13 protein-coding genes are annotated in these 12,838 nt (G+C 72.2%); 5 read left to right on the top strand and 8 right to left on the bottom strand.

Features of this window, described 5'->3' with window-relative positions; all coding sequences use genetic code 11:
- Nucleotides 1-18: 18 nt before the first annotated feature.
- A complete protein-coding gene (locus ACFWNV_RS02770) occupies nucleotides 19-1,272 on the bottom strand; it encodes a PTS transporter subunit EIIC (protein ID WP_383939437.1) in 1,254 nt (417 codons plus the stop codon).
- Between the two features lie 175 nt (nucleotides 1,273-1,447).
- Here ACFWNV_RS02770 and ACFWNV_RS02775 point away from each other — a divergent pair, with 175 nt between their 5' ends.
- Complete coding sequence (locus tag ACFWNV_RS02775) at nucleotides 1,448-2,215, top strand: GntR family transcriptional regulator (RefSeq protein WP_383939440.1); 768 nt, start codon at nucleotides 1,448-1,450, stop codon at nucleotides 2,213-2,215.
- A gap of 129 nt (nucleotides 2,216-2,344) precedes the next feature.
- Here the strand turns inward: ACFWNV_RS02775 and ACFWNV_RS02780 are convergent, their stop codons facing one another.
- Nucleotides 2,345-3,151, bottom strand: coding sequence for an alpha/beta fold hydrolase (locus tag ACFWNV_RS02780; RefSeq protein WP_383939443.1), 807 nt, complete (start codon nucleotides 3,149-3,151; stop codon nucleotides 2,345-2,347).
- 140 nt (nucleotides 3,152-3,291) lie between these two features.
- Between ACFWNV_RS02780 and ACFWNV_RS02785 the strand changes: the two genes are divergently transcribed.
- Nucleotides 3,292-3,978 (top strand): GNAT family N-acetyltransferase, encoded by a 687-nt coding sequence (locus tag ACFWNV_RS02785; RefSeq protein ID WP_383939446.1) that lies wholly within the window; start codon nucleotides 3,292-3,294, stop codon nucleotides 3,976-3,978.
- 88 nt (nucleotides 3,979-4,066) lie between these two features.
- On the opposite strand, the gene ACFWNV_RS02790 is transcribed toward ACFWNV_RS02785, so the two are convergent.
- Genes ACFWNV_RS02790 through ACFWNV_RS02800 form a run of 3 tightly spaced genes read right to left on the bottom strand, consistent with a single transcriptional unit; the run spans nucleotide 4,067 to nucleotide 7,339 of the window.
- Complete coding sequence (locus tag ACFWNV_RS02790) at nucleotides 4,067-5,095, bottom strand: TolB family protein (RefSeq protein ID WP_383939449.1); 1,029 nt, start codon at nucleotides 5,093-5,095, stop codon at nucleotides 4,067-4,069.
- Nucleotides 5,096-5,126: 31 nt separating this feature from the next.
- Nucleotides 5,127-6,455, bottom strand: coding sequence for an MFS transporter (locus tag ACFWNV_RS02795; RefSeq protein ID WP_383939452.1), 1,329 nt, complete (start codon nucleotides 6,453-6,455; stop codon nucleotides 5,127-5,129).
- Between the two features lie 2 nt (nucleotides 6,456-6,457).
- Entirely contained in the window at nucleotides 6,458-7,339 is an 882-nt protein-coding gene (locus ACFWNV_RS02800) for an alkaline phosphatase family protein (protein WP_383939455.1), read from the bottom strand.
- A gap of 264 nt (nucleotides 7,340-7,603) precedes the next feature.
- Here ACFWNV_RS02800 and ACFWNV_RS02805 point away from each other — a divergent pair, with 264 nt between their 5' ends.
- On the top strand, nucleotides 7,604-8,857 hold the full coding sequence (locus ACFWNV_RS02805; protein ID WP_383939458.1) for an alpha/beta hydrolase: 1,254 nt from the start codon (nucleotides 7,604-7,606) through the stop codon (nucleotides 8,855-8,857).
- On the opposite strand, the gene ACFWNV_RS02810 is transcribed toward ACFWNV_RS02805, so the two are convergent.
- Nucleotides 8,835-10,382 carry a carboxylesterase/lipase family protein gene (locus ACFWNV_RS02810; protein ID WP_383939461.1) on the bottom strand — a complete coding sequence of 516 codons (1,548 nt, stop codon included), beginning with the start codon at nucleotides 10,380-10,382 and terminating at the stop codon, nucleotides 8,835-8,837. The genes ACFWNV_RS02805 and ACFWNV_RS02810 overlap by 23 nt on opposite strands.
- A gap of 119 nt (nucleotides 10,383-10,501) precedes the next feature.
- Between ACFWNV_RS02810 and ACFWNV_RS02815 the strand changes: the two genes are divergently transcribed.
- Complete coding sequence (locus tag ACFWNV_RS02815; RefSeq protein ID WP_383939464.1) at nucleotides 10,502-10,909, top strand: hypothetical protein; 408 nt, start codon at nucleotides 10,502-10,504, stop codon at nucleotides 10,907-10,909.
- Between the two features lie 209 nt (nucleotides 10,910-11,118).
- A complete protein-coding gene (locus ACFWNV_RS02820; protein WP_383939467.1) occupies nucleotides 11,119-11,397 on the top strand; it encodes a chaplin in 279 nt (92 codons plus the stop codon).
- 68 nt (nucleotides 11,398-11,465) lie between these two features.
- Here ACFWNV_RS02820 and ACFWNV_RS02825 read toward each other — a convergent pair whose 3' ends face one another.
- Both ACFWNV_RS02825 and ACFWNV_RS02830 read right to left on the bottom strand, forming a co-directional pair.
- Nucleotides 11,466-12,329 carry a tyrosinase family protein gene (locus ACFWNV_RS02825; RefSeq protein WP_383939469.1) on the bottom strand — a complete coding sequence of 288 codons (864 nt, stop codon included), beginning with the start codon at nucleotides 12,327-12,329 and terminating at the stop codon, nucleotides 11,466-11,468.
- 6 nt (nucleotides 12,330-12,335) lie between these two features.
- Entirely contained in the window at nucleotides 12,336-12,722 is a 387-nt protein-coding gene (locus ACFWNV_RS02830) for a tyrosinase family oxidase copper chaperone (protein WP_383939472.1), read from the bottom strand.
- Nucleotides 12,723-12,838 lie beyond the last annotated feature (116 nt).

Consider the following 12,838-nt stretch of genomic DNA (forward strand, 5'->3'; position numbering starts at 1 on the left):
GGGCCGCCGGCCGCCGGCTCAGGAGGCGTCGGCCTTGGTGAGCGGCTTGCCTTCCTCGTCGCGTTCGCGGCCCGGTGTCGGGAGGTCGAACTTCACGATCGCCCAGCGGAAGAGCACGTAGTAGATGGCGGCGAAGGCCAGGCCGATCGGGATGAGCATCCAGGGCTTGGTGGCGATGCCGTAGTTCACGATGTAGTCGATGGCACCGGAGGAGAAGCCGAAGCCGTCGCGGATGCCGAGGGCATAGCAGACGGCCATCGAGACGCCGAAGAGGAAGGCGTGAATCGCGTAGAGCAGCGGGGCCACGAACATGAAGGCGAATTCGATGGGCTCGGTCACGCCGGTGACGAAGGAGGTCAGGGCGACGGAGATCATCATGCCCTTGACCATGGTCCGGTTCTCGGGCCGGGCGGTGTGCGCGATGGCCATGGCGGCGGCCGGCAGCGCGAACATGTAGATCGGGAAGCCGCCGGTCATGAACTGGCCCGCGGTGGGGTCGCCGGCGAGGAAGCGGGCGATGTCCCCGTGCACCTCGGTGCCGGTGGTCGGGTTGACGAAGGAGCCGGCCTCGAACCAGGGGAAGACCGAGAAGAAGTGGTGCATCCCGATCGGGATGAGGGCCCGGACGACGAGGCCGAAGAGGCCCGCGCCCCAGGCGCCGGTGCCGACCAGCCACTCACCGAAGTGGAAGAACCAGCCGCCGACGGTGGGCCAGACCACTCCGAAGACCACGCCCATGCCGACGCCCGCGAAGGCGCTCAGGATGGGGACGAGGCGGCGGCCGCCGAAGAAGCCGAGCCACTCGGGCAGCTTGGTGCGGCTGAACCGCTGGTAGAGGAGGGCCGCGACGATGCCCATCACGATGCCGCCGAGGACCTTGGCGTCGAGGGGCTCGCCGTCCACGCCCTTGGGGAAGGCGGGGCTGGCGAGTACGGCCTTGAAGACCAGGTAGCCGACCACGGCCGCGAGTGCGGTGGAGCCGTCCGACTTCTTGGCGAAGCCGATGGCCACGCCGACCGCGAAGAGCAGCGGCAGGTTGGCGAAGACGGTGTCACCGGCCGCCGCCAGGACCATCGCGAGCTTCTGGATGATCACCGGGAAGTTCTCGCGGCCCAGCAGGTCGGCGCCGCCGAGGCGGGTCAGCAGGGCCGCGGCCGGCAGCGTGGCCACGGGCAGCATCAGGCTGCGGCCGATGCGCTGCAGGACCGGCATGATCCGGCCCGGCTTCTTGCCGGCGGCCGGCGCCGTGGCCGGGACTGTGGCCGTACTCATCTGGTGCTCCTCGTCGAGCGGGGTGGTGGGGACGACTCGAAGGTAGCCAGTGGTTTTGGATTGGTCAACGGTGGTCTCTTGTGGTCTTACGGAAAACATCAAGACGAGGGCTTAGGTCCCGACTCCCCTGGGACTGACGCCAGCCGAAGTGGTAGCAAGAGGTATGCTTCACCCCATGACCGACGACGCTGCCCTCGCCGCCGCCTCCTCCGGCGCCCGCGCCGCGGACCCCCTGTGGGCCCAGGCCGCGGACCGCATCCGCGAGGAGATCGCCCGCCGCGGCCTGACCGAGGGCAGCAAGCTGCCGCCCGAGCGCGAACTGTGCACCCGGCTGGACGTCTCCCGCGTCACCCTGCGCCGCGCGCTCGCCCGCCTCGTCGAACAGGGCCTGGTCACCGCCTCCCACGGGCGCGGCTGGTTCGTCGCGGCGCCGGTGGCACCCGCGCCCGCCCGCGAGTGGCCCAAGGACCTGGAGTCCTTCACCGCCACCGCCCGGCGCAAGCACATGCGCGCCAGCTCGGTGGTGCTGCGCCACGACACCGTCACCGCGTCCCTGGACGACGCCGACCGCCTCGACGTGCCCGCCGGCACCCCGCTGCTGCGCCTGGAGCGGGTCCGGCTGCTCAACGACGTCCGGATCGCCGTCGACCGGACCCTGGTCGTCGCCGAACTCGCGCCGGACCTGGCCCGTACCGACTTCCGCGAGACCTCCCTCTTCGAGGAACTGCGCCGCTGGGGCGTCGAACCCGACCGCGCCGAGGCGACCATCGAGGCGCGCAACGCCGACGGGGAGCTCGCCGGCCACCTGGGCATCGCCGAGGGCGCGCCCGTACTCGTACTCGACCAGACGGTGTACACCAAGCAGCAGCGGCCACTGCTGCTGTCCACGGTGGAGTACAGCGGGGACCGCTACCGGCTGCGCACCACCCTGCAGACAGACTGACACCGCCCGCCGGGCGCGCGGTAGCCCCGTTCGGCACTCTCCGGGAGTCCCGTTCGTCACCCGTCGGACAGCCGAAAGCCCCGGCCCGGGCGGTCGTCCGCCCGTCCGGGGCCCGGCGGGGCTTTCGGGTCAGATTCCCGCGAGGAACTCCAGCAGCGCCCGGTTGAAGGCCTCCGGCTGCTCCACGCCCGGCAGATGCCCGGCCCGTTCCACCACGGCGAGCACCGAGTGCGGGGCCAGGGCGTGCAGGGACTCGGCCTCGGCGACCGGGGTGTAGACGTCGTCCCGGCCGACCACGATCAGGCAGGGCACCTCGGCCGGCAGCGCCGCGAGCACCGGGGCGTAGTCGGGCCGCTCGGCCCGCCCGCGCAGCGCGGCGGCCGCACCCTCGGGGTCGGTGGCGCACATCATCCCGATGACCTCGGCCGCGGCCTGCGGCATCCCGGTCACGTTGTAGGGCGCGAGCATCTTGTCGATGACCTCGTCGGCATAGGGCTTCATTCCCTCCGCGAGAAGGCGCTCGGCGAGGTTCCGGCGGAAGGTTTTGCCCTCTTCCGATTCCGGTGCGGCGGAGGTGTCGGAGAGGACGAGGGCCCGTACCCGGCCCGGGTGGCGCAACCGGAACTCCATGGCGATCTGGGCACCCATGGACACACCGCCGACGACCGCTTGTTCGACGTCCAGACGGTCGAGCAGAGCGGCCAGATCATCGGCGAAGTCGGCGAGCAGCGTTTTGCCCGGCAGTACCGGACTTTTCCCGTATCCCCGCAGGTCAGGGGTGATCACCCGGTAACCGGCCGTGGTCAGTGCGGCCGTCTGGGGGGACCACATCGAGTGGTTGAACGGATGTCCGTGGATCAGGATTACGGGGGCTCCGTCGCGGGGACCCAAGTCCTCGAAAAAGAGTGTCACGCCATTGCCAATTTGGGGGTTCATGGAAGGACCCTAAGGGGCTACATTGAGCCACTCGCGTTCACCTGACAGCCCGTTGCCTTTCACCCGTGTTTTGCACGGGGGGCGACGTCAGGGACGCAGACTGTGCAACCACCCCACCGCCCAGAAGGACCGAAGGCTCCGTGCCCGTACCCGTACTCCTCGCCGGCCGCTCCGTGCGGCTTGAGCCCCTCGCCCCCCACCACACCGAGGCCTTGGCCATGGCCGGGGCCGAGGATCGTACGACTTACGCCTTCACTCCCGTGCCCCACGGGTTGCAGGCGTCACACGAGTACATCGACCGTGCCCTCGCCGATCAGGCGGCGGGTCGATCGCTCCCCTTCGCGGTGGTCAGAGCCACCGACGATCGGGTGGTCGGTTCGACCCGGTTCCTGGAACTCGACTACTGGCAGGGGCCGCTGGTGTGGCCCGCCGTGCCGGGGGTCCCGTTCGGCGATCCGGCCACGGCGATCCCCGATGCCGCCGAGATCGGCAATACCTGGCTGTCTCCGCAGGCCCAGGGCACCGGCATCAACACCGAGGCGAAGCTGCTCCTGCTCCGCCATGCCTTCGAGACCTGGGGGGTCCGGCGGATCTCGCTGCGCGCGGACGCCCGCAACGGACGCTCGCGCGCCGCGATGGAACGGCTCGGGTTCACCAGCGAAGGGGTCCGCCGGGCCCATTCCCGGGGCCTGGACGGCGCCGTGCGCAGTACGGCCTTCTACTCGATCCTCGACGAGGAGTGGCCGGCCGTGCGGTCGGTCATCGAGCTGCGGCTGTCGGCCGCGGCGCAGCGCAAGCGGCGCCGCAAGACGCTCATCCCGGCGTAACGGTCCTTCTCCGAGGTCCCGAACGCCCTGTTCCAACCCCTGTGCCAGCCCCTGTGCGTGCCCCCTGCCCCGCCCCCTCTTCCCGGTGTCAGCCGAGGAAGGCGGGGGCGAGGGCCGAGGTCATCAGCCGGGCCGGGGCCCCGCTGCCGTCGGCGGGCAGGGAGTAGAGGTCCGCGCCGAAGTCCCCGGGCAGCGAGTACACGACGGTCCTGTCGTCCGTCCACACCACCTGGTCGTCGACGCTGCGCTCCTCGGCGAGCGGGGCCTCGGCCATCGTGGCGAGGTCCAGGACGTACAGCCGCCACGGCGCGTCCGGCGACAGGCCCGCCACCCGCTTCTTGAACACGAGGCGGGTCCCGTCGGGCGACAGGGAGGGGCATTCCAGGTTCTCGCGCAGCGTGGTCACCGTGCGTGCCACGAGGTCGCCGCGGACCAGGTAGGTCTGACCGCCGGTGGCGAGCGTCGCGTAGAAGGTCCGTTCGTCGGCGGCGAAGGTGACCCCCCAGAAGTTGACGTCGGCGTTGCGGTAGGTCTTGCCGTCCTTGTGGATGGTGAAGTCCTCCAGCGAGGCGTCGTACGTCCCGCTGCGCAGGTCCAGCAGGGAGGTCCGGGTCGAGAAGTTCGTACCGGCGTACGAATCTCCGCCCACGAACACGGTCCAGGCGACCAGGTGGCCGCCGGGCGAGACGCGGGCACGGGTCGGGATGCCCGCCAGCGGACGGGTGGCGACCTCCTTCAGCCGGGGGTCGAGGACCACCGCCTTGTAGGCGTCCTGCACCCCGCTCTTGTCGGCCCGGAGGCAGATCCCGGTGCCGGCGGCCGCGTGGAAGCGCAGGCAGCTGACCCCGGAGGTGGTGCGCGGGCCTTCGGGTGCGCCGGCCGCCGCGGTGGCGAGCTCGTCGCGGTGCGGCCCCCAGGCCATGTTCCGGAAGACGATGCGCCGACCTCCGTCGCCCGCGGCGAGGGACACCTCGCCGCGGGTGATCGGCGGCCCTCCGGCCTGGACCCTGTTCTTCTCCTCGGCGCGCGAGGAGGCCCGTACGACGGCGAGCGCACCGATGGCGGCGAGCAGTACGACGGCGGAGACGAGGATCAGGATCCGGCGTTGGAGGGGCATGGGTGGGGCCTTTCGTCGGCTAGGGGGATTCTCAGGCGACCGCGGCGTCGGGCGCCCGGGTGTCGGACGCCGGGCCGTCCGGTTCGCCGCCCGGTCGCAGCCGGACGCAGAGCGCGAGGGCCCCGGCCAGCAGGACGGCGGCGACGCACAGGGCGGGCCGGGGACCCCAGAGGGTCCAGGCGGCGCCGAAGCCGAGCGAAGCGGCGAACCGGGCGAGGGCCTGGCCGGTCTGGACGAGGGCGAGGCCGCCGCCCCGGTGCTCCTCGGGGACGGCTCCGGCCGCCGCGGCCATGAGCACCCCGTCGGTGGCGGCGTAGAAGCCGCCGTGCAGCAGGAGGACGGCATAGGGCAGGGCGGGATGGGAGCCGCCCGCGAGCAGGATCCCGTACGCGGCGAGCAGGGCGAGGTGGCCACCGAGGAAGACGGCCCGGCGGCCTATCCGGTCGGCGAGGCGGCCCAGCGGCAGCGCGAGCAGGAAGAAGGCGGCGGCGGTGCCGAGCGGCAGCAGGGCGAACCAGCGGTCGGCGATGCCGGCGGAGTGCTGCAGCAGCAGGAAGACGAAGCCGTCGCTCACCGTGCACAGGCCGAGCAGCAGCGCGCAGAGGGCGATGCGGCGCAGGTCGGGACGGCCCAGCAGGCCGAAGGCGGCGCGCAGCGAGACGGGGGCCGCGCCGGCCGCGGGCACGGTGCGCCGGCCGGGTACGGTGCGCCGGCCGGGTACGAAGAGCACCAGCACGAGGACGCCCAGCGCGGCCACACAGGCGCTGACGGTGAAGACGGCGTCGTAGCCGTCGGCGGCCCCGCGCAGGATCAGGAAGGCCAGGATCGGCCCGATCAGCGCGCCGGCGGTGTCCATCGCCCGGTGGACGCCGAAGGCCCGGCCCCGCTCCTCGGGAGCCGCGGCCAGGGAGATCAGGGCGTCGCGCGGGGCGGTGCGCAGGCCCTTGCCTGTGCGGTCGAGGGCGAGGACGGCCCCGATGGCGGGCAGGGTGTGGGCGAGCAGCAGCAGGGGCTTGCACAGGGCGGAGAGCCCGTAGCCCAGGCCGGCGAGGGCCTTGTGGCGGCCGAAGCGGTCGCCGAGGTGGCCTCCGGTGAGCCGGACCAGGGCGCTGACCCCGTTGTAGAGGCCGTCGAGCAGCCCGAAGCCGAGCGGGGTGAGTCCGAGCCCGGCGACGAGGTAGAGCGGGAGCACGGCCGTGACCATCTCCGAGGAGACGTCGGTGATGAGGCTGACCGTGCCGAGGGCGAGCACCGTGGGGGCGAGCGCGGCGCGCCGCCCGGGGCGGATGCCCTGGGCGGCGGCCTGCGGCTCGGGGGTCACGGCGGACGCGGGGGTGGCGCGACTGTCCGCAACGTACATGGTCAGGAAGTCCAGATCCCCGTGATGTCCTTGGCGGTGGCCGCGTTCCCGGCATGGGCGGTCAGACCGGCCAGGCCTTCCAGGGTGCGCAGCACGTCGTAGTGGTTGTAGGTGGTCGAGGTGGTGGAGCCGGGGGTCACGGACTGGCCGTAGAACACCGTCGGGATCTTGTTCCCGGCGAGGCGGTTGTCCTCGTCGAAGGTGACGACGAGCAGGCTGTTGTGGGTCTTGGCCCAGTCCGCGTACGCCTTGACCTTGTTCTTGAGCCAGGTGTCGCCGGTGCCGACGGAGCAGTCGTGCATGTCGTTGCAGAGGTCCGGGACGACGAAGGAGACCTTGGGCAGGGTGGTGAAGTCCGTGGGGAACTGGGTCATCGTCTTCGCGGTGCTGGTGGGCACGTTGGAGAAGGCGAACCAGGGGTTGTGCTTGCGCGCGTAGTTGCCGCTGGAGCAGGTGGTGGAACCGGCGCTGGGCAGCCCCTCGTTGTAGCTGGCCCAGGTCTTGCCCGCGGCGAGCAGCTCGGAGGCCAGGTTGGGCGCGGAGCTGAAGGCCGGCGTGTAGCAGCTGTCGCCGGTCACGCCCTGGTTGGAGCCCGAGAAGAGCTGCAGGTAGTTGGGCTGGCTCGGGTGGGTGACGCCGTAGGAGGCGGTGAGGTTGGCTCCCCCGGTCTTGAGGGAGTTGATGTACGGGGCGCTGGAGCTGCCGATGACCTGGTTGTAGGCGTGGTTCTCGAAGACCACGACGACCACGTGGTCGGGTGCGGGCAGGCCGGCCGCGTGCGCGGGCTGGGCGGAGCCGACGCCCGCCCACAGCGCGGCGCCGGCGGCGGTGACGCCGAAGGCGGTGGCGAGGGCGGTCTTGCGGCGGGACCGTGAAAAGGGCATGCCGAACACGGAATTTACCTCCGGGCAGGGTGGTCTGGGGGCGGCGCGGACGTACCGTACCCAGCGGCATGTGCAGAGGCCAGGGATTCTTGGCGAACAGAACGGGAACTCCACAGGCCCTTTTCGCGTAGGGCAACGTGATCCTCTCCGGAACCCCAAGAGACGTAAAAATCGGGAACCCGTGAGCACGTACGCTCATCTTTCGATCGAAAGCAGTCCCAACCCCGCCCCCACGGGGCAGCACCAGCCGGAGAGCCACCTCACATGTCGCACGCACCCTACGGACAGCAGCCGCCGTACCGACCCGAGGAGCCGTACCGGCCGCAGGAGCCGTACCGGTCGCAGGAGCCGTACCGGTCGCAGGAGCCGTACTGGCCGGAGCAGCCGTACCGGCCGGAGGAGCCGTACCGGCCGGAGGAGCCGCGCCGTCCCGAGGAGCCGCGCCGGCCGTCCCGGGTCCGGCGGTGGGTGATCGCGGGTGCCTCCGTCCTCGCGCTCGCGGCCGTCGCCTCGCTCGTGATGAGCCACTACGAGATACCGCCCTTCACCGACAAGGGCGACTCCGTCTCCTTCGGGCAGCTGCCGCCGTCCGGGTCCGCCGGGGGCGACACCGGTGGCGGGACCGCCGTCACTCCGCCGCCGAACTCGAAGATGTCGATGCCCACCGGCCCGGCGGCCGACTTCAAGAACGCGATGACCCTGCCCGACGGCACGCACGTCGCCGTCACCACGATCACCGGCAAGAAGTCCGGGTTCAAGGGCAAGGTCTGGGTGTGGGCGCCCAAGGAGTACAACGACCCGAAGTTCGCGAAGAGCGGCTTCCCGGTCATGATCGCGCTGCCCGGCGGCGCCGGTTACCCGAACAACTACTGGATGGGCACCGACCTGGGCCTCCAGAGCAGCATCAGCAAGTGGTACACCGAGGGCAAGAGCAAGCCCTTCATCCTGGCCATGCCCGTGCTGAACCCGGGCCCGGACGACAAGGGCATCTACTGGGACGCCTCCGACATCCCGGGCCAGCCCAAGATGGGCACCTGGCTGACCGACGACGTCCCGGACCTGATGCGGGAGAACTTCCGCACGGTCAAGTCCCGTGACGGCTGGGCCTACATGGGCTCCTCCACCGGAGGCTTCGCGAGCCTGAAGGCCGTGCTGAAGCACCCGGACAAGTTCAAGGCCGCGATCTGCTCCGGCCCCGACATCGTCCCCGACTCCTCCCTGTGGGCGGGCCACGACAAGGAGAAGGCGGAGAACAACCCCGAGCTGCTGGCCAAGGCGCTGATCGACAAGAAGGGCAGCCCGGACGTCTACCTGGCCTTCCAGGTCGGCACCAACGAGAGCAACAAGAACACCCTGCCGAACGTGCAGAAGTTCATCGCCACGTATGGCAAGGGGCCGATCCACACCGATCTGAAGATCATCCAGGGCGGCCAGCACAACGCCAAGACCTACGTCCCCAACATGGGCGAGGGCCCGATCCAGTTCATCAGCAAGGTCATGGAAGGACCCGTCGAGTAAGCGGCGCTCCGACCCGGACCGGCTCCCCGCGCCCGGGCTCCGCGCCCGCCGGCTGCTCGCGCCCCGCCGGCTGCTCGCGCCCCGGCCCGCCGAACACCTTCGGCGGGCCGTCGCCGTTCCACGGGGCCCAGCCCGGGTCCCCCTCGACGGCGAAGCGCACCCAGGCCGCGTGCATCTGCGCGGCCAGCTCCTGCGGGGCGTCCGGCCCGGCGAGCCAGGAGGCTTCGGGAACACCGAGGGTGTCGAAGACGAAGCCCAGTTCCAGGGCGTGGCAGGACCCGAGGCCCGGGACCCCGGACGGCCACGCGAACTCGTACACGAAGCTCGGCGCGCTCCGCCCGGCCGCGCCGGCCAGCGCGCGCAGCGGATCGCGCAGCAGCCGGTCGGTGAGCAGGTGGCCGAGGAGGTCGGCCGGTCCCGCGCCGGGCCGCTCGGCGCGCAGGGCCCGTACGGCGGCCCGGTCCTTGCCGGAGCGGAGCCGGCCCAGGGCCACGGACAGCGGTCCCAGCCGGTCCAGCAGCCGCATCGCACCGGTCGGGGCCAGCCAGAGCCGGTACTCCTCGGCGGTCCAGCCCAGCAGCAGCGCTACGTCGCCCCGCGCGGCCGCCGCTCCGAGCGGATCGGGCGGCAGCGTCCCCGGGTCCGCGACCAGGCCGAAGGCGGGCCCGCCGAGCAGCGGTGAGGAGCGGCGCAGGACGGCCGCCTGTGCCGCGAGCAGATCGGGCAGGGCGACCGAGCCGAAGGCTTCGGCGGTGGCGGGGACCTTGAGCAGTGCGGCCATCCGCCGCACCATGGCGCGCACCCGGTCCCGGGGCAGCGTCTCGGGGGCGCCGCTCTGCAGGACGGCCTGCCGGAAGAGGCCCGCGGCGCGGGGTGCGGCGAGCAGGGCGCCGATGCTGATGGCTCCGGCGGACTCGCCGAAGACGGTGACCCGGCCCGGGTCGCCGCCGAAGGCCGCGATGTTGTCCCGCACCCAGGCCAGGGCGGCGATCTGGTCGAGCAGCCCGCGGTTGGCGGGGGCGTCGGGGAAGAGGCCGTAGCCGAGGACGCCGAGGCGGTAGTTGACGGAGACGAGCACCACGCCGTCGCGGGCGAAGGCGGAGCCCTCGTAGACGGGCACGGCCGAGGAGCCGCGGGTGAGGGCGCCGCCGTGGATCCACACCATGACGGGCAGCGGGGCCGGGGGTGCGGCGTCCGGGGTCCACACGTTGAGGTTCAGGCAGTCGTCCCCGGGGACCTCGGGGTCCGGCAGCAGCGCGGCGAACGCCTCGGGGTAGGGCACCTTGGGCGCGGTGGGGCCGTACGCACCCGCGTCGCGCACCCCGTCCCAGGGCTCGGGCGGCTCGGGCGCGGCGAACCGGCGGGCTCCGACGGGCGGGGCGGCGTAGGGGATCCCCCGGAAGACGGCGATGCCGCCCGGCCCGGTGCGGCCCTCGACCACGCCGGAGGCGGTCCGGACCCGGGGACGGTCGGGGGCACGGTCGGCACGGTCCCGGTCCGGGGTCCCGCTCGCCGCTGCGGCCATCACGTCCTCCTGGGGTCGCCGGATCCGGTGCTCCGCACCGTGCCGGTCGCACGGTCGCACAGGCATGCGCGGGGTGACAAGGCGTGACCCTTCCCCCGGCGCGGCGGGTTGGGCGGGGCATGCGATCCCTGTCTCTCCCCCACACCATGCGGAGCCTCGTCCGGGCCGGATCGGTCCCCGTCCTGCTGCTGGCGGCCGCCGCCGCGGCCGGAGCGGCGGCCGGCGGCAGCGCGTACGCGGCCGACGGACCGACCGGACCGACCGCCGCCCTCGGCACCCCGACGGCCGTCGGGCCCGCCTTCCAGTACCTCGGCACGGACGACCGCCCGCACGGCATCGACTCCCCCAAGGGCTGTGTGGAGGCCCTGGGCGGCGGCGGCCGGGCCGTGACGAACAAGACCAGGAGCTCGGTTGCCCTGTACCGGGAGCCGGGCTGCGTGGGCACGCCGGTGGAGGTACTGGCGCCGGGCGCGGTCAAGCCGGTGCCCCGGTACTTCTCCTCCGCCCGCTTCTCGGCCGCCCGGTAGTCCGGAACAGGTGGGTGGTCCGGAATCAAGGGTCCGGTCCGAGATCAGGGCCGCTCAAGGATCAAGGCCCGCTCCGGGATCAGGGTCCGCTCCGAGATCACCGGCGGCCCAGCGGCCGTGACCCTTGGCCGCTCTCCGCGTTGTATGCCATGTCAAACGCCGCAGCTTCCGTTTTCTGCGGCACCCCCATTTCTCTCTAGGAGATCTTGATGTCGCGTATCGCGAAGGCATTCGTCATCACCGCTGCCGCCGGTAGCGCCCTGGCCGCCGGTGCGGGTCTGGCGGCTGCCGATGCCGGAGCGCACGGTGCGGCGGTCGGCTCCCCCGGTGTCCTGTCGGGCAACCTGCTCCAGGTTCCGGTGCACGTCCCGGTCAACGTCTGCGGCAACACCGTCAACGTGATCGGCCTGCTGAACCCGGCGTTCGGCAACACCTGCGTCAACGCCTCCGGTGGCGGCGACCACCACACCGAGGGCTACGGCGGCTGATCGCCGAGTGACCCGAAGGGCCCCCGCCGGTCGGCGGGGGCCCTTCCTGTCGTGCCGGCTCGGGGGGCTCACTCGTAGCGGTAGAGCCCCTGGTGGCCGAGCATCTCGCGCGGGGTGACGTCCCACGGGGGCATCGGCTCGTCGAGAGCGATCACCCGGCCGCGCTGGAGGTCGCCGACGGCGAGCGGGGCGGCGGGCAGGTAGCCGGAGGCCGGGTGCTGCTCCTGCCAGCGGTCCCAGAGCAGGTCCACGAAGGCGTGGTGCAGCCAGAAGGCCGGGTCGTTGGGGGCCGTGCCGCCGGTCATGTGACCGCCGATCCACTGGTGCACCTTGTTGTGGTTGCGCCACTTCTCGCTCTTCGGGGCGGCCCAGCCCTCCAGCTTGTTGCGGAAGCCGCCGCGCCCGGCCGTCGAGTCCCAGGGGGAGCTGTCGTACAGCGGGTCGTCGATCGCCCACTGGAGTTCGGCGGGGGTCGGCAGGCTGATCGGGTTCTGCGGCCGGCCCAGGTTGCGGGTGAGGAAGGCGGCCTCCGTGATGCCGACCGTGACCGTCCAGTTGCCCGCGCCGTAGGCGAACGGCCCGGTCATCACCTGTCGGTCGCTCTCCCGGCCGGTCCCGCCGAGGAAGTCCTCCGCCCACAGGGAGGAGGCCGGGCTGTTGTCGGTGGTCCAGTCCCAGTACGGGATGGTGACACCCGGGTCGACGCTCTGGAGCTGCCGTTCGAACTCCAGCAGGTAGCGCCGGTGCCAGGGGAAGAAGGACGGCGACATGTGCCCGACGCGCAGCTTGCGGTCCCGGTCGGGGACGAAGTACTTGTCGTGGGTGCGGACGAACGCGTCGTAGGTGCCGTTTCGCTTGAGCTCGATCACGGCCGCGGTGAAGCGCTTCTTCTGCGCGCTGGTCAGGTTCTTCTGGTTCTGCCGGATGTACACGCCGTGCTACTCCTGTCGGCCGTGGTGCGCAGCGGCGAACGCCAGCTGGGTGGTGCCCAGTTCGTCGACGGCCGCGCGGGCCAGCTCCAGCGGGGTCGCGTAGGACTGGAAGTGGTTGATCCCGCTCAGGTACGTGCCGTCGGAGCGGCGCATGACGTGCAGGGCGCGGCCGTCGATGCGTACGGAGGTCCCCGCCGGGTCGACGGCGATGTGCCGGCCGCGGTACGTCTCCTCGCCCGCCGGGATCAGCGGGGCCGGTGTGAGCGTCTGCCGGGGGCGGCGGGCGCGCAGCAGGGGGGCCAGCGCGGCGGCCGTGCCGGCGAACACGGCCGCGGTGAAGGCGGTGCGGAGGACCGCGCGGCGGGTGAGTGGTGCGGCGGGTGCTGCGTACATACGGTCTCCCTCGCTCGGTGGCCGGTGGCTACGGGTCTAACGCGGCGCGGCGGGCGAGGTCACCGGGGAGCGCCCCGCCGGTTCATGTGGTTGTAGGAGGAGACGGCCGCCGCCGG

This window comes from Streptomyces sp. NPDC058401 (genome assembly GCF_042722885.1).
Lineage (GTDB): Bacteria > Actinomycetota > Actinomycetes > Streptomycetales > Streptomycetaceae > Streptomyces.

Coding starts and splice junctions, on each gene's coding strand:
- ACFWNV_RS02770 (WP_383939437.1), bottom strand. CDS start 1,272: ATGAGTACGGCCACAGTCCCGGCCACGGCGCCGGCCGCCGGCAAGAAG.
- ACFWNV_RS02775 (WP_383939440.1), top strand. CDS start 1,448: ATGACCGACGACGCTGCCCTCGCCGCCGCCTCCTCCGGCGCCCGCGCC.
- ACFWNV_RS02780 (WP_383939443.1), bottom strand. CDS start 3,151: ATGAACCCCCAAATTGGCAATGGCGTGACACTCTTTTTCGAGGACTTG.
- ACFWNV_RS02790 (WP_383939449.1), bottom strand. CDS start 5,095: ATGCCCCTCCAACGCCGGATCCTGATCCTCGTCTCCGCCGTCGTACTG.
- ACFWNV_RS02795 (WP_383939452.1), bottom strand. CDS start 6,455: ATGTACGTTGCGGACAGTCGCGCCACCCCCGCGTCCGCCGTGACCCCC.
- ACFWNV_RS02800 (WP_383939455.1), bottom strand. CDS start 7,339: ATGCCCTTTTCACGGTCCCGCCGCAAGACCGCCCTCGCCACCGCCTTC.
- ACFWNV_RS02805 (WP_383939458.1), top strand. CDS start 7,604: ATGTCGCACGCACCCTACGGACAGCAGCCGCCGTACCGACCCGAGGAG.
- ACFWNV_RS02810 (WP_383939461.1), bottom strand. CDS start 10,382: ATGGCCGCAGCGGCGAGCGGGACCCCGGACCGGGACCGTGCCGACCGT.
- ACFWNV_RS02815 (WP_383939464.1), top strand. CDS start 10,502: ATGCGATCCCTGTCTCTCCCCCACACCATGCGGAGCCTCGTCCGGGCC.
- ACFWNV_RS02820 (WP_383939467.1), top strand. CDS start 11,119: ATGTCGCGTATCGCGAAGGCATTCGTCATCACCGCTGCCGCCGGTAGC.
- ACFWNV_RS02830 (WP_383939472.1), bottom strand. CDS start 12,722: ATGTACGCAGCACCCGCCGCACCACTCACCCGCCGCGCGGTCCTCCGC.